Origin of the sequence: Alkalihalophilus pseudofirmus OF4 (assembly GCF_000005825.2) — a bacterium.
Taxonomy (GTDB): domain Bacteria; phylum Bacillota; class Bacilli; order Bacillales; family Bacillaceae_D; genus Alkalihalophilus; species Alkalihalophilus pseudofirmus.
Window position 1 is genome coordinate 2,829,818 of sequence record NC_013791.2, and the last position, 19,360, is coordinate 2,849,177.

Genomic DNA, 19,360 nt, shown 5'->3' on the forward strand with positions numbered 1-19,360 from the left:
GAATAAAAAAACTAGAATAAACTAATTAAAAAAAGAGACGAAGAAAAGGATGTCTTCGTCTACTGGTTGTATAATGGCGAACTCTTATTAGCCGGTCTTGGATAATCTACTTGCGGAAGTTCTTGCTCTAAATCAGGCTCATCTATTGGGTAATAAAAAGCCGATACCGTCATCAAAAATTCAAGCGCTTCCTGCTCATCTTCGACTAACACTCGCTCACTTGGAGCCGCGTACGTAATCGAATCAATGCTCATTAATCGATCATTGCGATCTAGTTCTTCAGCAAATCGTGCCAGCCCTGCATATTCATTTGTACGGACCCGAAGCACAAAACGAATCACTTCTAGCCCTTCTATTGACGAGGCAGCTGCAGGAGGTGTTGAAGGTACAGGTTCTTCTTCCTCCTCAAGCTCGATAAAGTCCTCTAATTCTTCGGGCTCATTATCTTGCTCTTGACCCTGCTCAACCTCGATAGATGTCTCTCCTGTCTCGCCAAACCAGACCCCTTCAGCTTCATCTTGTATATCGATAGAGAGGATGTAGGCATCAGCAATGCCTTCTGCTCTCGCAAAGGTCAATAGCAGCTGGTCAACTAGCGGACGCACCGGAAGCTTACGCTGGATCATCATGGAGGATTCGATCACTTCTAACGGTTTCTCTTCCGCCTCTTCAATCACCCCAGCTAACTGCGCCTGTTCATATTCAAGCTCCACAAGGGCCGCTTCTTTTTCTAGCTGGATTGGACGAATAAAACTAAAAAACAACCAGATTAGAAAGCCGATTAACAGCAAACCGCAAAGAGAAATCCATATTCTTTTATCAAGCCGTATTTCTCTCATTGTTCATCACCTAAAACCCGACCTTCTTCTCGGTCTAAAGTTAATTCAAAGCTTGCAAGGTACCGTGATTTCACTTCATCAAAGTTTATCTCATGCTGCTCATCATCAAGCATTTCATGGCTGTCAATGACAGAGAGACGAACAGAAGTCGTGAGTGAACTGCTCTCTAAGGCTTCATGGTACTGGGCAATTTCTTCTAATCTATCAAAATGCACATCCACTAGAATGGAATGCGGCTGTGTGTAAGTGAAATATTGAATGAAACCGCGCTCAGGCAAAAGAGATACAATGTAGCTCGCGACAGAAGATGCAGGGACGATCTGCCCCTCAACAGCGGAAGCTGCCGAGTCAATCTGCTTAGCATCTGTCCATTCAAGCCCTGTCAGCTCCTGTCTTATTTGAGCAGACTCAAGCTGAACATTGTAGACTTGTTCATTTACCTCCTGCACTTCTTGTGTCAGATGGCGCTGGAATAAGAACGTTGTTAACACCGCTAGAAGCAGTAGAAATAAAAAGGCCCCCGCATATAAAATACTCGTATAATTTTTTTTAGGCTTCTCGGGTAATAAATTCACTTCAACGAGCATTAACGATACACCTCTTTTTTCAACACAAGGCCTTGGGCATCATAGTACCTTACCGGCGCATCATTTTTCGTTTGCTCAGACAAACCAACAATTTCAAGCATGAGCCGTTCACTAAACGCCGCCTCAAATTGAGTGAGATAAGGATGATCGCCACAAAGCAGCATTTGGCCCATTTCTCCCTCGCCTTTTAACACATTGAACTGATAGAAATTCATCACTTTTTCCACTTCACGGACACATTCTTCAATGGCTTCTTCCATTTCTTCCTCTTCCTTTGTCCACGTTAGACGGGTCACATCCCCTTCACCTGTTAAAGACCAGCCTTCCTGGTCAAGTTCTGAGAGAATCGTGCTTAAAAATAACGGATGATGATCTTTAAAAATAGTAATCGTTGTGACCATCGCGTCAATCTGCACTTGAATCACATAGGCCCCCGTCTGAACTTGTCCATTTTCAAAAAACAATCGGTAAGCTGAAAGCGTTGATAGATCAGCTGCATTGGGTTTCAAATGGACTTCAGAAAAGGCATCTATATATTGATTAAGAACGGATTCTCTTGAAGCAAAGAGCAGCACTTCCTTCTGACCGTCATGCATCCCAATTACTTTAAAGTCAAAAATCGGATCATCAAACGGCAGCAAAAGGCTTTCTCCTAAATCCAAATAAAGCTGCCCCTTCACTTCTTCATCCGGAATTGTTCCATCAATAAAATGGGTGCGAATAATCGTATGCTGCTGCGGCAGGCAAAATTGAATTCGTTGTCTTTTCAGCTTCCATTCTTCCACGCATTCAGTCAAAATCGTCACAAAGGTCGTCATGTCTTCAATCTGACCGTTCACGACAATCCCAAGAGGCAAGTAGCGCTCTTTTATTTGAGTGATTTGCAGGAGATCTGGCTGCTTGCTTCCTATATAGCGAATAACATGATCTTTAATAATAAAGGCATGCCGCTTTTGGTTCGTTTGTTGAAAAAGGTTCATCTTCTATTCACCATTTCTCTTTAAAAATAACTTCTTATACGTAGTTTACTATAAGAATAGACCTATATACCATTGGACTAGAGAATTTCCATAAAAATAAGCCGTTAGAGCTCCGAGTACGATAAAAGGACCAAATGGAATCGGCTTTTTGCGTTTTACTTTTCCAGCCGCCATCCCGATACCAGCAATGATTGTTCCATATAAGCATGAAAAGAAAAAGGCAAGCAGCACGTCCTGCCAGCCAAGAACAAGTCCAAGCACAGCAAACAGCTTAATGTCTCCGCCGCCCATTCCACCTCGGCTGATCACCGCAATAAGGAGCAGCAACCCAAATCCAACAGCCGCTCCCACAAGACTGGACCACCATGGATCAAGCGGTGCTACGGTCAAACGTAAAAGCAGAAAGAACGGCGTAAAAAATAATAGGATTTTATCTGGAATTAACATGTAGCGAATATCGCTGACGAAAATAATAGCAAGAAGCGAAATAAGTAAAAGAAGCACAATTAATTCATACGACCAGCCAAGCAACACGTAAGCCCCGCTGAACGCCAACCCAGTTGCGAGTTCTACAAACGGATAAAGCGGAGAAATTTTCGTTCCGCAGCCGCGGCACTTCCCTTTTTGAAAAAGATAAGAGAAAACCGGGATCAGCTCCCGCGTCGATAAATCACGGTCACACGTCGTACAATGCGAGCGCGGGGCCACAATCGACTCACCCGCCGGCACACGCAGCCCAACGACATTAAAAAAGGACCCAAACGTCAGGCCGAATACAAATAAATAACCAATAAACAACCAATCAACCATCAAGGCCTCCTAAGGTGTAACGATTTTCAGAATTTGTGTAGTGAAAAAGCCTATCGAAGGGATAGGCTTTTTTAGTAGTTAAGTGTATGATTACTCGTTACAAGCATCTCTACCTTTTTGAGATAAGTCTGTAGCAGTTTGTGCACCATCATTTCCAATATCACATTTACCATCTGGAAATTCAATTATTATTGCTGGCACAGTTCCAGTAAATGATATTGTGTATTCTACACCACTATCAGCTTCTCCCCAAGGGTTTGTAATTGGCTCATGATATTCTGCAATACCTGTTCTCTCCTCCTCTGTACTACTCTCCGTACTCTCAGTAAAATTAAAATCGTCATCCGTATCTCCCCCACTAGCAGCATACAACCTGGCAGCACTCAATACCTGCTGAGCATTCGAAATTGCTGCATCCTTCTTACTATTCTCAATAATCCCACTAATACTCGGTACTGCAATCGCAGCAATAATACCTAAAATCACAACAACTGCCAACAGCTCAACCAGCGTTAAGCCTTTTTCATTTTTCGTTTGTTTTAACCATTTTTTCATCAACATCGTGTCCTCCATTTTTCAATTTTCATCTGTTCACGCGTCTTTAGTAACTCTCTGCATATAAAAAACCAATCCTGCATGTAGTCATGACAAAATTGGCCGGTTGCACTAGCTGCTCCAAACTACCCAAGTGCCCATGTACAGATAGCTTTTCATCACGTTCCATATGAAATTCGTATACTTTTATAAGTATAAATGTCTAGTAGATTGGTTCTACAGAAATCATACTGGCAAATCCTTCATTTGTCTAGAAAAATCTTCTATCCAACCGCATCAAATATTTCAAACATCGGAATCGCAATCGCTGCGACAATCACACCGACCACAGCTGCCAAAATGACGATCATGACCGGTTCAATTAAGGCTTTGATTTGGTCTGTTCCCGCTTCTACTTCTGACTCATAGAAATCTGCCACTTTATCAAGCATTGTATCTAGTGACCCTGTTTTTTCACCGACCGCAATCATCTGCGTTACTAAAGGAGGGAATACCCAATGCTTATGCATGGGTTCTGCAATCGATTCCCCCCGCTCTAATGAATTACGAGATTCGCGGATCACTCGGGCAATCACTTCGTTTCCAGCAATCCGCTCTACAATAGCAACAGACTGCAAGATCGGCACAGAGCTTGAAAACAGCGAGCTTAATGTTCTCGTCATTCGCGCGAGCGCTGCTTTTTGCAGCAGCTTCCCGAATATCGGCATCCGCAGAATAAACAGGTCACGGTAATACCTAAGCTCCGCTCGATCGTTCACGATTTTCAACAGCACGATAACTAAAATAACGGCCAGCGGCAGAAGCCACCATAGTCTGCTGAACACCTCGCCTGCCTGGAGTACAAGCACTGTAATCATCGGCAGCTCGGCATTAAAGCTTGCAAACATATCAGCAAATGTTGGTACAACATAGGATAATAGAAAAATCACAATGATGATCGCCACAAATCCAACCACAATCGGGTACGACATCGCAGACATCACTTTTTGCTTAGTTTTATGTTGTTTCTCATAATAGCTCGCAAGCCGCTCTAGGATATCGTCTAAGTTACCGCCAAGCTCGCCTGCTTTGGCCATATTAACAAATAGCGGCGGAAACACTTTTTTTTGATTTTCAGCCGCTTGAGAAAACGGATTTCCTGCACGCAATTCATCCTCTACATCATGCAAGGCTGCTTTAAGTTTTTTAGAAGACGTCTGCTCACGCAAGATCACAGTAGCATCGACCACCGAGATCCCGGCTTTTAAGAGCGTCGCAAACTGCCTTAAATAAATGACAAAGTCTTGTGAGCGCACTCTGCCCGCACCTAGCTCGATTTCCATATCAAGAATACTTTTGGACTCACTCAGCTCCCTAACGGCTACCCCGTCTTCTCTAAGCATGAGACGGGCCTGCTTTTCTGAAGGTGCTTTCACTTTTCCGTTTTTCACTTGTCCGCGCCGGTCGCGTCCTGAATATTTATAAACGCCCATTTACATCCCACTTTCACTTACGTACGCGCTCACTGTTTCAAAGTCGACCGCACCTGAGTCAACTAATTCTTTAATCGACATCTCAAGCGTGTGCATCCCGCTTGCCCTGCTTGTTTGCATCACACTTGGAATCTGGTGAATTTTCTCGTTGCGGATCAGGTTTTTCACAGCTGCATTATTGACGAGAATTTCCGTTGCCGCTCGCCTGCCTTTACCATCTGCTGTTTTAAATAAACGCTGAGAGATGACCGCTCCTAAGACGGAAGCTAGCTGAATTCTAACTTGCGGCTGCTGCTCTGGCGGGAACACATCGATCACACGGTCAATCGTTGCCGGGGCATCTGTTGTATGCAATGTCCCTAATACAAGATGTCCTGTTTCTGCTGCCGTGATTGCAATCGAGATTGTTTCTAAATCACGCATTTCCCCTACTAAAATAATGTCAGGGTCCTGCCTTAAGCAGCCTCTTAGCCCGTTTGCAAAGTTTTGTGTATCAAATCCTACTTCACGCTGATTTATAATTGAGCGCTTATGCTTATGTAGATACTCAATCGGGTCCTCAAGCGTAATAATATGTTTATTCGTATGCTCATTGATCTCATTAATCATTGAAGCAAGAGTAGTCGATTTCCCGCTTCCTGTTGGACCTGTTACAAGCACTAGTCCTTGAGGCTTTTGGGCAATCTCTTTTAAGACTTCAGGCATCGAAAGGTCATCTAGGGTAGGGATTTTCGTCGGCACAACTCGGATTGCAAGACATACACACGAGCGCTGGAAGTAAGAATTGATACGAAAACGCGACACTTTAGGAATGCCATGTGAGAAGTCAAGCTCTCCCCGCTTTTGAAACACCTTCCATAGATGCTCCGACAAAATCGCACGCGCCATCCCCTCCGTGTCAGCCGGCTTTAGCACCGCTTCACCGTGATGAGCAAGTTCCCCGTTTATACGGATCACAGGTGGCACCCCAACGGTTAGGTGAATATCAGATGCCCCCATTTCAAATGCTTCAATTAGTAAAGATTCCAGCTTCTCTTTCATCATATCACTCCTCATATCTCTCCTTTACTCATCCATCGCCACACGCAGTACTTCTTCGATTGTCGTTAACCCCTGCTTTACTTTGAGCAAACCATCATCTATTAAGAAGATCATTCCTTGTTTCATCGCATAATCACGGATCGTGCTCATTGATTTGTTATTCATCATCATTTGACGAATATCATCGGTTACCATTAACACTTCCTGAATCGCCAGTCTTCCTTTATACCCTGTCGCATTGCAAGACGGACAGCCGCTCCCTCTTTTTACTTTAGAAGGTTTGATGCCGCGTTTTTCAAATAAATTCCGCTCCATTTCAGTCGGCTCAAATTCTTCTGCACACATCGGACATATTTTTCTCACAAGACGCTGCGCTACAATACCAGATAACGAAGAGACGACTAAATACGGCTCAATCCCCATATCAATCAGACGAGGAATCGTTGCAATCGCGCTGTTCGTATGAAGCGTGCTTAAGACAAGGTGTCCAGTTAATGAAGCTCTGATCGCTATTTCAGCTGTTTCAGTATCACGGATTTCCCCGACCATAACGATATTAGGGTCTTGCCTCAATACTGAGCGCAGGCCGGCAGCAAATGTCAGCCCTACTTGAGCGTTCACCTGCACTTGATTGATGCCCTCAATTTGATATTCAACTGGGTCTTCAATCGTGATAATATTCACTTGCTCTGAGTGCACGTGGTTAAGTGCCGCATACAGTGTTGATGATTTACCAGACCCAGTAGGCCCCGTAATTAAAATAAGCCCCGACGGCTGTTCAATCATTTTAAGAAACCGTTGATGATTAATTTTATTAAAGCCGAGTTGTGAAAGCTTATTCAGCGTACTGCCAAGGTCTAAAATCCGGATCACTACCTTTTCTCCGTACACGGTAGGCAGCGTTGAGATCCGCAAATCAATCGGTGTCATTTGAATCGATGTCTTAATCCGGCCGTCTTGCGGAAGGCGGACTTCTGTAATGTTTAGGTTCGCCATGATTTTCAAACGGGCTACAAGTGAATTTTGAATCCGCTTTGGATACACCCGCTCCGTTTTTAACACCCCGTCCACACGGTAGCGAATAACTATTTTCTTCTCCATTGGATCAATATGAATATCACTCGCTTTTTGAACGAGACCCGCTTGTAAAATTTGATTAACAAGCTTTATGACAGGAGCATCTTCCTCATCTGCATCAGCAGGATTCGCATTTGCAAGCGCTTCTAGATCCTTTTCATCGAGTTCTGCCTGCAAGAATGCATCGTCTAATTGATAATGGCGTTCAATCGCTTGTTCAACCTCATCTTTTGTCGCAATAGCCGCCTCTATTTGAAACCCCGTCGACATTCTCAGATCATCTATCGCATAGTAATCCATCGGATCGACCATCGCGACATACATCATGTTCCCTTCTTTTTTAAGAGGGATCAGTTGATTTCTCATCGCAAATTCTTTTGGCACCATTTTCATCAATGAGGTATCAATTGGGTAACGAAAAAGGCTGACATGCTTGATGCCAAGCTGGACCTCAAGTGCTTCAATCAGCTGTGCTTCTGATATATAATTTAATTCTAAGAGGGCATCACCTAATTTCTGCCCTGGCTTCTTACTCCCAAGCGCCTGCTTTAACTGCTCGCTTGTTAAAAAGCCGGCATCTACTAATAAATCCCCTATCCGTTTGCGTACACGAGCCATCTTTATTCACCTCTATTCTTCACCCTTCACTTTAGGCTTCTCTGACTCACCATTCTCATCGTGGGAAGTTCCATTATCAGACTGTTCCGGGACTTTGTTTGTATCATTTCCATTTCCGTTTCCACTCCCGCTTCCACTACTGTTCCCATTGTCGTTTCCACTCTCAGACCCATCAGCACCCTCATTTCCGCTGCTTGGTCTATCAGATGGCGGGTTTGCCTCACCCGAACCATTATCTACCGGCGGTACAGGAGTTATGACTGCATCTCCTCCTGGCGGCAATGGGTATATGACAGACGGCGGCAGAGCTGGGTTAGTGTCCTCAATCAGTTCTTCGTCAACAGGCGTTTCTTGTAAGCTCCACTCTTCAATTTTGTGCTGAGGCGGGTAGTAATCAATGCCGATTTTCTTTTTCACAATGACGTCGCCGTCTAACGAGCGTTCAATATGATACACATGAACAGAATATCCTGGCGCACCCTCACTTATAACCTCTTTATCCCCAATGCGGCGGTCAGGTGAGAATTGAACGATTGTACGCGGAGCGATCTCCTCTTGCTGCTCTAGTAACAGCTGATAGTCATGGATAAAGGATTTTCCAATTAACTCAATTGATAATTGACTATTTTCATAGCTCGTTTGCAGGACATAATCATAGTAGTTAGGGTTGTATACTTTAAAATCCATCGATTGAGCCGACACACTTGCTGCGTAGCCTGCTTCGGTGTAATCCGGCAAAGTCAGCCCCGTATGACGTTCAACGACTTGAATATTCGTCTGGCCAAACAATTGAAACAGGACAGTTGCCAGCATATCGAGTCCTTGACTATCAACTAAAGGCTGTCGCAGTTCTCTGAGCGTTTCTTGCACAGAAAATACACTTCTTCCGCTTACTTCATAGCCGTTTAATGCCTCTGTCCATTGCGGCAGATAAGTAGATTCCACCTGAGAAAGCTGCACGGATGCGACACTCACCTCTTCTAATTGAAAAGCTTGTTCAAAATGTCTGCTTAATTCAAATGACACTCGCTTCTCCTTCATCGACTGAAGTTCTTCTTCAATCGATGAAGCCAAAGAGTCGTAATCTATCCACTCCGATATTTGATAGCGGGATAGAGACTTGACCGCATCACGCAAACGTTGTTTATTCACAACAGCATAAATCTCTGCCTGCCTGTGGGAAGCGGCTTCCGTTAGAGCCTGATCGACTTGAAATTCAATGACATCACTCGGCAGGATGGCTGTTTCTTCAAATAGATACAAAGTGAGGCTCGCCTGCTCATACCACGTATTCACTTCATCTTCTATTACTTGTTTGGCCGCATTTTGCTCCATACCGGCTACTGATACACCAGCAATTTCCGTTCCCGTTTCATAAGCCCCTTTCTTCCACCACAAGTCTCCTAAAACAGCAGACCCGCCAACTGTTACAGTAAAAAGAAAAGCAGTAGATCCTATTAGAAGCAAAAAAGCGCGCAAGAATGGTTGCTGCATCAACATTCGTCAGTCCTTTTTATCGTCATTTTCTAATTCCTCAAACAATCGCTGTCTCGCCGTTACGAAGTCTTCCTCAGTATTTTTTTGATCATAGTTTGCAAGATTTTCATCATTCGTTTCATCTCTATGTAGCGGCGATTCTTCATTCATCCAATCAACCTCTGGTGCCACTCGTATCGGTAGATCATGATCATTACTTTCTTCATGGCTTTCTTCTATTGATGAAGCAAGACCTAATCTGCTTATACCAAGGTCCTCGTCCTCTTCCATTGAATCGGTCTCCTCTTCAGTCAATAAACTTTTGGGGCGATGTTCAAAGAAATCAAATACGTCTTCTTCTACGTCTCCCTTTTCATCTAGAGCCGTTGTAGATTCTTCCATAGCTGTCTCTTCTGATTGCGTAATTGGCTGGTTTTCTTCTTTTTCATTAGAAGGTGGTATTTCTTCTTGTCTGACCTCTTCTAGCATAGCTGCTGATTCGGTTTCTGGAAGCTTTTTTTCAGGAGCCCTACTAAAAGAAAAGACTGGCTCTCCCTTTTCAGAGTGACCTTCCGTTTCTTCCGTTTGCTCCTCTTCCCATTCGTCTATCTCAAATTGCTTTCCTAATACGACAATAAACAACAAAAGCAGTCCCATAAAAGCTAACGCAGCAATGATCCATGTATAAAGAGCAGCGAGTAAAAGCGTTAAACCAACAAGTAAACTTGAAATCATAATCACTTGAACGCGCTGCTTCATTGAAAGGTTAAAAGGAACCTTCCAGAAAAAAATAACGAGCAGTATCATACCTGCTGCTAACATTACGATCGGATACATACGAGTTAACGTCTCCTTCTTCTTCAAATGACTTCTAATATCATTCAATCATTCTATAAAAACTGACTATCATCATAGTATGATAGTCACTTCATCTCCTTAAGTTGATGATAGTAGATCAATTGAGACCAAGCAAGAAAAAAAATGAAAAAGAACGAAATGATCATAAAAGAGTCAGATTCTCCCTAAAAAAAGAGAACCACATTTCTTTTCTTAGAAATGTGGTTCTCCTTTCTCTTATTTATTTTCTATTAAATCCGGAGATAAAGCAGGTGATTCCTTCAGCCACCTTCTCACATCTGATACAAAATACAGCGAACCTGATACGATAATGATTTCATTATCATTTATATTTCCAACAGCATCCTTTATCGCTTCACTCCATGAAATAGACATCCTCTTATGCGGCACTAATGCTTGTTCATACAACTCACGCTCAGAAGCGGCTCTGAAGAAATCAAAGGTTGTAAACGTGAAATCTGCATCCATTGTCTCAAAAGGAGCGAGCAGTTTTTTCATATCCTTTTCTTTCGTTGCAGCCATAACGAGCTTATAATGCTTATCTGGATAATGAGAGGTCAGCGTTTCAGCGAGTGCACTCATCCCCTCCTCGTTATGAGCTCCATCGAGAATGATGACCGGCTCCTTGTTAACCACTTCAAACCGTCCTGCCCAGCTTGCGTTTTTCAACCCCTTTAACACGAGGTCTGTATCGAGTTCAATAATTCCCAGCTCTCCTAGCGTGATCATTGCTTCAAGTGCTAGTGCGGCATTATTGCGTTGGTGCTTGCCAGCCATTTGAATTGTGCAAGTGTCGAATGAAAGACGTTGCGAATAGAAAGAGAACATCTGACTTGCTGCATTTCGTGTAATAAGTACTTGTTCAAAGTCTTCATTTAACTGTTTAAGTGCAGCCTTTTCCTCCGCTGCTTTTTCTTTCAGTACTTGTTTTGCCTCTGGTTGACTGACACCAGAAATAACCGGTTTGCCGTACTTTATAATCCCAGCCTTCTCAAATGCAATGTCCTCAAGAGAATCACCCAAAATATGCATATGATCATGACCAATGGATGTAATGATTGATAGCAAAGGATCAATCACATTGGTAGAATCAAGCCTGCCTCCAAGCCCTACTTCTACTAACACGAAATCCGGCTTGCTTACTGTTGCGAAGTATAAAAAGCCGATTGTCGTAATCACTTCAAACTCTGTTGGAGAACCTAGTTCGGTTTTCTCAAGTTCTTCTACAAGCGGCTTCACTTTACTCGCACACTCAAGCAAGTCATCGCCTGGGATCGGCTCACCATTAACAGAAATCCGTTCTTCAAAACATTCAATATATGGTGAAGTAAAGGTACCGACTTTATAGCTGCTTGCTTCTAACATATGACGAAGATAGCTTACGGTTGACCCTTTCCCGTTTGTTCCTCCAATATGAATCGTTTTTAATTCTCGCTCTGGGTGTCCGAGACGCGCAAGCATCCACTCCATCCGCTTTAAGCCTGGCTTTATTCCAAAAGGCAGCAAGCTATGAATCCATTCTATAGCCTCTTCTACATTTCTCATGCTACAACTCCCCTATCTGTCTGTGCGCGATCAATCTACTATCTCTCATTATAGCGATGACTCCTCTATCAATTCAATAACTGCATCTATTATCTAATAATTACCTCTCGTCTTATCAGAAATATATAGATACCACGTCAAATGTGAGAGAGACTAAATCCAAATCCTTTAGACATGCAGGAACGTATACCGCTACTGAAAGATACTTCGCTAGAGTCGCTTATCGTTCGTATAATGAGTTAAACATTTTGTTTCTGGCATTCTCAATTAAACCTACTCTCATTCCTCTTCCTTAGTAATATTGTCTTATTCTATACCCGGTCATTTTATGTTGAACTAAGTTCTCACGTAATCTGACCCCTTTACTTGTTTCTCGACACCTTAAATACTAAGGAACCGATAGACTGCGTGTTTTTATGCTCATCAGCTGTCAGCTATTGCGCATATAACCCAACATATAAACTAAAACTCAATTTTTAAAAAGCCGCCAACCTCTATGAGATCGACGACTCGATATTATTATGCTTTTAATTCTGCAATACGTTCTTTAACGGTTTCGCGTTTCGCTTTGTAATCAGCTTGTTTTGCTTTTTCTTCTTCAATTACTTTTTCTGGAGCTTTAGCAATAAAGCCTTGGTTGCTTAGCTTCTTATCTACACGCTCTACTTCTTTATCTAATTTCTTAAGTTCTCCTTCTAGACGCTTAATCTCAGCATCAAGGTCTAAGAGTCCTGCTAATGGAAGGAATAATTCAACACCTGTAAGAACTTGAGACATTGATTTTTCAGGAGCTTTAAGGGCTGTACCTAATTCAAGCTTGCTTGGGTTACAGAATTTCTCAATGTAGCTCTTGCCACGTTCTAGTTGAGCCAGTGTATCTGCATCCTTTGCGCTGACAATCAGCTCAATTTGCTTACTCATTGGTACATTTAACTCTGCACGAGTATTACGAACCGAGCGGATCATTTCTTTAAGAAGCTCCATATCTTTTACTGCATCTGCGAAGATATATTCTTCTTTACGCACAGGCCATTCTGCAACAGTGATGGAATCGCCTTGATGCGGCAAATGCTGCCATATTTCCTCGGTAATAAATGGCATAATCGGGTGAAGAAGTCGCATTGTCTGATCAAGCACATAAGCGAGAACAGAACGCGTTGTCCGTTTTGCTTCTTCATTATCACTATTAAGAGGTAATTTAGCCATTTCAATATACCAATCACAGAAATCATCCCAAATGAAGTTGTACAATAGACGGCCTACTTCACCGAACTCATACGCATCAATTAAGCGTGTCACATCTTCTGTCGTTTCTTGAAGACGAGTTAAGATCCATTTATCAGCAATTGATTTTTCACCGCTTAGATCGATCTCATCATACGTTAACCCGTCCATATTCATTAGGGCAAAGCGTGAAGCATTCCAAATTTTATTGCCGAAATTCCAAGTAGATTCGACTTTTTCCCAGTAAAAACGTAAGTCATTTCCCGGGGAACTTCCTGTAGAAAGGAAGAAACGCAGAGCATCTGCACCGTATTTGTCGATAACATCCATTGGATCAACTCCGTTGCCTAATGATTTACTCATCTTGCGGCCTTCTGAATCTCGAACAAGACCATGAATTAATACATCATTAAACGGACGCTTGCCTGTAAACTCAAGACCTTGGAAGATCATACGTGATACCCAGAAGAAAATAATATCATAGCCGGTTACAAGGACATTCGTTGTATAGAAACGCTCATAATCAGCAGCGTTTGTATCCGGCCAGCCCATTGTTGAAAACGGCCATAATGCAGAAGAGAACCATGTATCTAGTACATCCTCATCTTGCTTCCAGTTTTCAGGATCTTTTGGAGCTTCGTGGCCTACATACACTTCGCCTGTTTCTTTATGGTACCAAGCCGGAATACGGTGTCCCCACCATAGCTGACGAGAGATGCACCAGTCACGTATGTTCTCCATCCAGCGTAAATATGTTTTCTCAAAGCGATCTGGAACAAAATTCACTTTATCCTCTGATTTTTGCAGTTCGATTGCTGCATCAGCAAGAGGCTGCATTTTGACGAACCACTGGGTTGATAAATAAGGCTCTACTACTGCGCCGCTTCGCTCAGAATGTCCGACTGAATGAGTATGCTCTTCGATTTTGAACAGAACGCCTGCTTCTTGAAGATCTTTGACGATTTGCTTACGGCATTCAAAGCGGTCCATGCCATCATATTTTCCAGCTTTCGCATTCATTGTTCCATCTTCATTCATCACAAGAATGCGCTCTAGATTATGGCGGTTTCCAATTTCAAAGTCATTCGGGTCATGAGCTGGAGTGATTTTCACTGCACCAGAACCGAATTCCATATCGACATAATCATCAGCTACAATCGGAATTTCGCGTCCTGTAATTGGAAGAGTAACTGTTTTTCCAATTAAGTGCTTGTAACGCTCATCTTCAGGGTGAACCGCTACAGCTGTATCTCCAAGCATCGTTTCAGGACGAGTCGTCGCAACTTCAATTTCTCCGCTTCCATCTGTTAAAGGATAATTCATATGATAGAAGGCACCTTGTACGTCTTGGTAAATAACCTCAATATCAGATAGTGCTGTTTTCGTTTGCGGATCCCAGTTGATGATATACTCGCCGCGATAGATTAAGCCTTTTTCATAAAGCTTAACAAATACTTCATTAACTGCTTTTGATAAACCTTCATCCAGCGTAAAGCGCTCGCGTGAATAGTCTAGTGAAAGACCAAGCTTTGACCATTGGTTGCGAATAAAGTCTGCATACTCTTCTTTCCACTCCCACGACTTTTCAAGAAACTTTTCACGGCCAAGGTCATAACGACTCACACCTTCTTCACGGAGTTTCCCTTCTACTTTCGCTTGAGTCGCAATACCCGCATGGTCCATTCCCGGCAGCCATAACGTATCGTAACCCTGCATTCGTTTAACGCGAGAAAGAATATCTTGTAACGTCGTATCCCATGCATGACCTAAATGTAGTTTTCCTGTTACGTTAGGCGGTGGAATGACGATCGAATACGGTTGTTTTTTTGAATCTCCTGTTGCTTCAAAATACTTGCCCTCTAGCCAATATGAATACCACTTTGATTCCGTTTCTTGCGGATTATACTTTGTAGGCATTGTCAGCTCTTTTTTCTCCATTAAGTATCCCTCTTTCTTTGCTCTAACTTATTCATCCATCTTTATGAAAATAGAAAAAACCCTCTTCCTCCAAAGGACGAAGAGAGTTTGTATTCGCGGTACCACCTTTGTTTGCAGCTGCCATTTAACCTACTTCAATAGTAAGCAGTGCGGCTGCACACTTCATTTGATAACGGCATCTAACCGACCACGCTTACTAATCGTTCAGCGGGGCTGCTCCTGGGCGACATTCAATTCCTACATCTTAAGAAATCTCACAGCTAATGATTTCTCTCTCTGAAAGGTTCAGAATTTACTCTTCCCATTCTACGCATCTATTTTCAACTGTATGGTTAACTGTATAGGTTAACTCATGTGGTTAACTTAATTGTATATTCCCGTAGGACAATTCTCATCTATTTTAGCTTGTTTGTTATTCATTCGTCAATATCAGCTTTTCCACTCTTACTAAATCATATACTATTCTATGTACAAAACCTAAGAAGCGCTACGGCAGAATGACTAAAAGCAGCTTGCACACATACTGCGGCATACGCATAGAGTACAGTAATGAGAGATTGGTTCAAAGATTGGTTCAATTGAAGGAGGGCTCAACATGATGGGCCGAAAATACCGTCGTCATTATCATCGTCCCCCTTGGTGGCTTAAAATACGAGCGATGTTTGCCCAGATATTGCTGCCGTTAATCTGCTTTCAATTTTTACGTACGCTGCTGTTTCCAACGACTTTTGACGTCATCTTGCTTACATTAATGTTCGTTCTATATTGTTCTCTCTTATTAAAGTTATTCTAGCTTAATAAGAGAGTTTTTTTATAAAAAAACGTTCTCTACGCTTAGGCAGAGAACGTCAGCTTCCTTCTGGCGGAATAATTAATTTTTGGCTTAATCGTTGAACTTTACGCAAAGAGATGAGTCGTTTCTCTAAACGTTGGACATGCTGCAGCTCGCTAAGCTCAGAACGCTTATTAATGTATGATTCCACTGCAAACACCACCGGTTCAGGAAACATTAAATACCCGCAAAGCAGCTCTTTCTCTTCATCAAGTAAAGGGAGATGGCGCTCATATCTCATAAACCACCTTAATACCTCATCTTCATTCCACATCGTATAACGAAAATTTTGACGGCAGAAGCTCGCTAGGTCTCTAGCTGGCGTATCGATGCTGGCCTTTTCAAAATTTATAAGTGTTGGTTCATTTTCCATATTGAAAATGGCATGCGCACGAGAGATCCGGCCGTGGCATAAAACCGTGCGGTACTTTTCTTTTTCAAGACATGCTTCATACCAGTTTTGCAAATGTTCGCTCGCTTTAACAGCCATTTGATCGAGCATATGCGCATGAGTGATAAATGTCAGCTCAAACGGCGACATATAATTTTTTCGTTCTACAAAATCAGCAAAGCGATTCAGCTCAAGCCGCTTCATTTCCCATCTTTTCTGCAGCTCATTAAAGGACTGATCTACTTGTTCTTTTACAAATGGTTGTGTTTTTACTGTCAAACGGTGAATGACAGCCATTTGTGTAGCGAGCTTCTCTTCCTGAGATTCCCGGCCCATATATTCTACTCCCTCATACCAAGGCATCACATAATACGTATGAGTATTCGTGGCAACCGTATACTCCCCGTATTTTGTCGGCATGATCGGAATTGCTTGTTTATAGTTTAATTTCGAAAGCTTTCTCATCGCATGGATAAATTCATCCGCTTCCATCCGGTTCATCGTTGTTTCTTTCAGGGCAAATGTTCCTCTAGATGTGGTAACTTTTTTGACCTTACCGAAATCTTCAATATGATCTGGGTAAAGGTCGTAATAAAACAAAATAGAGGCATAGGGACTAACAACGTGTTGCCTCATATAACCACCTTCTTTTGTTCATCTATCCACCTGGCTAAAATAACGACAAGATGTTTAGCAGCATCCCATTCAAGTCTCATCTGTGTAAGCTTTTCTTCTATTTCTCGTTCACTTCTATTGTTCATCAGCGCATTTGCTGCACTTGCCCATTCATAGGGTTCAAGACATTCTTGAAGTAAGAGCAACGCTTGATCTTTGTTAAACCCTTCTGTTTGTCCCATCGAATGAATGAGGTCTCTAAGGGAGTTAGTGCCATTCTCTTTATGCCATTGCATTAGAAAAGATCTTAAGGAATGGTAGCCTGATTCTGGTTGTTCATTTGTGCCTTGCCATACTAAGACATCATAAATACACCTGGCTTGCTTTGCAGTATGAATAGGATCTAGGACTGGCTTTTTTATATGACTTACTTTAATCGAAAGAGCTTTTGCTTTCTTTCTACGGTCTAACGCTTCTTTATGGTATTTCCTCATTTGAGTTTGAATGTCTGGTCTTAATCCATTTAACAGAACAGGATTCCAATGATCGTCCTTCCATTCAACTTTTTGGTCAGCCGGTCTTCTAACAGCTTGTTCACCTTTTGTTTGAATGCCGTTCGTGATCATTAGTCCAAATAATACCCCCCATGCTTGTTCATGACCTAGCTGCGGATATGGCTCTTCTAATTCGTCATGAAGAGTAATCCATTGGTCGCGCCATTTAGCTGAGGCTTCTTCCTCTTTGGTGCGGATCATGCGATCACATAAAACAAGGGGTGTTTGGATGCAGTTGTCACGCCATTTGATATGCCAGTCAAGTAAGGAAGAATCCGACCAAGAACGAATTCGCTTCCGTCCTTGGTCGGTAAGAATGACTGCCTCGTTAATAAATTCAACTTGCTTAAATCCATATTGTTTTTTTAGCCAATCCACAAGTTCTATCATAGCAGCTCCTTTTAGGACTTGGCGCTTGTTGGAATATAGAGAATTTGACCTTCTTCCACTTTCTCTTCTGTTAATTGATTCATGCGAGCAATTTGACTCGTACTGATGTTGTAGCGGTCAGCAATCGTATTGATGGTTTCATTCGGTTGAATGATACACATTCTCCATTTAGAAAAGCGCTCTTCACCTTTAGTCAGCATTTTTGTTAAATACAATGCATTCTCTTCACGCGGTTTATTCGCTGCAACAACTTGCTCTGCTTCCTCTGCCTCTGCTGCTTCTGCTTCTGCTTCAACATAAACAGGCTCTGGCGCTCTTGCTACCATTTTAGTGAGAGGACCAACCGATTCTTCCTCCGCTTCTACTTCTATCTCTTGTTCAATTTCTTCTCCCTCTTCCACCACTTGTTCTTCTACCTCTTCCAACACTTGTTCTTCTACTTCTTCTACTCTTTCTTCTGCCGCCGGTTCAACTTCATCTTGCCGATCATCTTCTACCTTATATACCATATCTTCTTCCATATCTTCTTCCACATCTTCTTGCCCTTCATCTACTACTTCTATTTCTTCTTCATATACGTCAGCGCCTTCTTGCTCTTCTGCTCGTTGTTCCTCTTCAGTTTCTTCATAAGCGTCCTCATACTCCGATTCATCTAGCTGCCCATCGAGTTCATAGTCCCGGGTTTCGTGATTCTCCACCTCAACCCGCTCTTGTGGCTCAACTGCTTCTTCTGTATCCTCTTCAGTTGGCAGAGGCTGCTGATAACCGTATTGAGAGAAGGCTGATGGCTGCCACATTTGTGTTTGTGGGGGCTTCGCTCGTTGTTCTGGGTGAAATTGCGGCGGACTAATTAAATGTTCGTTTGAACCCGCTCGCTTTGCATCAAATGCAAAAGATGGATCTACACTTTCTTCTTTCTTTACCTTTTGTGCTGCAGGAGGAGCCTCTCTCTTTTTTGCAACTTCTTGGTGATGATTCATTCCGCTGATACTTATACCTGCAGTTAATTGAATGCAGCTTCTCTCAGGCAGATCATAATCGAACGAATCGATTTGAACATAGACATCATCTAAATTATGAATTCTGCTGATTGGGATCGTTACGTCAATAGGAAAAAAATGAGTGATCTTCCCGGTTCCATCCTCAGACAGTGAGACATCACCGACAGAACGAAAGGCAACTTGGTCTTCAATCGACCCTTCAAGATCAATTCCTGATTCCGTTTTTGCAGGATGGTACTCACCAACTAACCTTAGACCGCCTTTAATATATACATGATGGTCCCTCTCCTCTATGGAGATATCTGGTTCAAGCGACATTCCTACAATTTCCTGTACTTCTTGCCCTTTATTTAACCAAACTGATTCCTCAATTGAAAACGATAGCTTCGTTGGATGTTCTTGTGTCACATTACATTCCTCCTCTAACATGATCAATCTACAACCGCTTATGTCTACACTATTCAGTACAATATCACTTTATGAGCAAGCCTTTGTAAATATGACCACAGTTTGTAAGAGAAGAGCTTTCAGTCAATAAAAAAACGAACCCTCGCTAA

General features: G+C 42.5%; 16 protein-coding genes, 1 riboswitch and 1 other annotated feature. Of the genes, 1 reads left to right on the plus strand and 15 read right to left on the minus strand.

All coding sequences use genetic code 11. The features are described 5' to 3' along the window. Window positions 1–59: 59 nt before the first annotated feature. From BPOF4_RS14350 to BPOF4_RS14405, 12 genes are all read right to left on the minus strand, one after another. Window positions 60–839, minus strand: a complete 780-nt coding sequence (locus BPOF4_RS14350) for a hypothetical protein (protein ID WP_012959912.1) — start codon at window positions 837–839, stop codon at window positions 60–62. Further along, window positions 836–1,426, minus strand: coding sequence for a hypothetical protein (locus BPOF4_RS14355; RefSeq protein ID WP_012959913.1), 591 nt, complete (start codon window positions 1,424–1,426; stop codon window positions 836–838). Before BPOF4_RS14355 ends, BPOF4_RS14350 begins: the two co-directional genes overlap by 4 nt. Next, entirely contained in the window at window positions 1,426–2,406 is a 981-nt protein-coding gene (gene pilM, locus BPOF4_RS14360; RefSeq protein ID WP_012959914.1) for a type IV pilus biogenesis protein PilM, read from the minus strand. Before pilM ends, BPOF4_RS14355 begins: the two co-directional genes overlap by 1 nt. Before the next feature lie 48 nt (window positions 2,407–2,454). Then, a complete protein-coding gene (locus BPOF4_RS14365) occupies window positions 2,455–3,216 on the minus strand; it encodes a prepilin peptidase (protein ID WP_012959915.1) in 762 nt (253 codons plus the stop codon). 90 nt (window positions 3,217–3,306) lie between these two features. Then, window positions 3,307–3,777, minus strand: coding sequence for a type II secretion system protein (locus BPOF4_RS21685; protein ID WP_081457677.1), 471 nt, complete (start codon window positions 3,775–3,777; stop codon window positions 3,307–3,309). An 85-nt stretch (window positions 3,778–3,862) separates the two neighbouring features. Further along, window positions 3,863–3,946: riboswitch (cyclic di-GMP riboswitch) on the minus strand. A gap of 88 nt (window positions 3,947–4,034) precedes the next feature. Beyond that, window positions 4,035–5,243 (minus strand): type II secretion system F family protein, encoded by a 1,209-nt coding sequence (locus tag BPOF4_RS14375; protein ID WP_012959917.1) that lies wholly within the window; start codon window positions 5,241–5,243, stop codon window positions 4,035–4,037. After that, window positions 5,244–6,284, minus strand: a complete 1,041-nt coding sequence (locus tag BPOF4_RS14380) for a type IV pilus twitching motility protein PilT (RefSeq protein WP_012959918.1) — start codon at window positions 6,282–6,284, stop codon at window positions 5,244–5,246. It abuts the gene before it with no gap. Between the two features lie 24 nt (window positions 6,285–6,308). Continuing rightward, a complete protein-coding gene (locus BPOF4_RS14385; RefSeq protein WP_012959919.1) occupies window positions 6,309–7,979 on the minus strand; it encodes a GspE/PulE family protein in 1,671 nt (556 codons plus the stop codon). A gap of 12 nt (window positions 7,980–7,991) precedes the next feature. Further along, window positions 7,992–9,479 carry a VanW family protein gene (locus BPOF4_RS14390; RefSeq protein ID WP_012959920.1) on the minus strand — a complete coding sequence of 496 codons (1,488 nt, stop codon included), beginning with the start codon at window positions 9,477–9,479 and terminating at the stop codon, window positions 7,992–7,994. Window positions 9,480–9,482: 3 nt separating this feature from the next. Next, complete coding sequence (locus tag BPOF4_RS14395) at window positions 9,483–10,340, minus strand: hypothetical protein (protein WP_218959094.1); 858 nt, start codon at window positions 10,338–10,340, stop codon at window positions 9,483–9,485. Window positions 10,341–10,529: 189 nt separating this feature from the next. Next, complete coding sequence (locus BPOF4_RS14400; RefSeq protein ID WP_012959922.1) at window positions 10,530–11,858, minus strand: bifunctional folylpolyglutamate synthase/dihydrofolate synthase; 1,329 nt, start codon at window positions 11,856–11,858, stop codon at window positions 10,530–10,532. A gap of 519 nt (window positions 11,859–12,377) precedes the next feature. Further along, window positions 12,378–15,020, minus strand: a complete 2,643-nt coding sequence (locus BPOF4_RS14405; RefSeq protein WP_012959923.1) for a valine--tRNA ligase — start codon at window positions 15,018–15,020, stop codon at window positions 12,378–12,380. A gap of 69 nt (window positions 15,021–15,089) precedes the next feature. Further along, window positions 15,090–15,338, minus strand: a binding site (T-box leader). A gap of 277 nt (window positions 15,339–15,615) precedes the next feature. Here BPOF4_RS14405 and BPOF4_RS14410 point away from each other — a divergent pair. Continuing rightward, window positions 15,616–15,813 carry a hypothetical protein gene (locus BPOF4_RS14410; RefSeq protein ID WP_022628698.1) on the plus strand — a complete coding sequence of 66 codons (198 nt, stop codon included), beginning with the start codon at window positions 15,616–15,618 and terminating at the stop codon, window positions 15,811–15,813. A 55-nt stretch (window positions 15,814–15,868) separates the two neighbouring features. Here the strand turns inward: BPOF4_RS14410 and ysxE are convergent, their stop codons facing one another. From ysxE to spoVID, 3 genes are read right to left on the minus strand one after another with little or no spacing between them, the layout of a single operon-like run. After that, the gene (ysxE, locus tag BPOF4_RS14415) at window positions 15,869–16,879 is read right to left on the minus strand and encodes a spore coat protein YsxE (protein ID WP_012959925.1); all 1,011 of its coding nucleotides are present in this window, start codon (window positions 16,877–16,879) and stop codon (window positions 15,869–15,871) included. Beyond that, window positions 16,876–17,802, minus strand: coding sequence for a hypothetical protein (locus BPOF4_RS14420; protein WP_012959926.1), 927 nt, complete (start codon window positions 17,800–17,802; stop codon window positions 16,876–16,878). The genes ysxE and BPOF4_RS14420 overlap by 4 nt, the downstream gene beginning before the upstream one ends. 11 nt (window positions 17,803–17,813) lie before the next feature. Beyond that, a complete protein-coding gene (gene spoVID, locus BPOF4_RS14425) occupies window positions 17,814–19,211 on the minus strand; it encodes a stage VI sporulation protein D (RefSeq protein WP_012959927.1) in 1,398 nt (465 codons plus the stop codon). Window positions 19,212–19,360 lie beyond the last annotated feature (149 nt).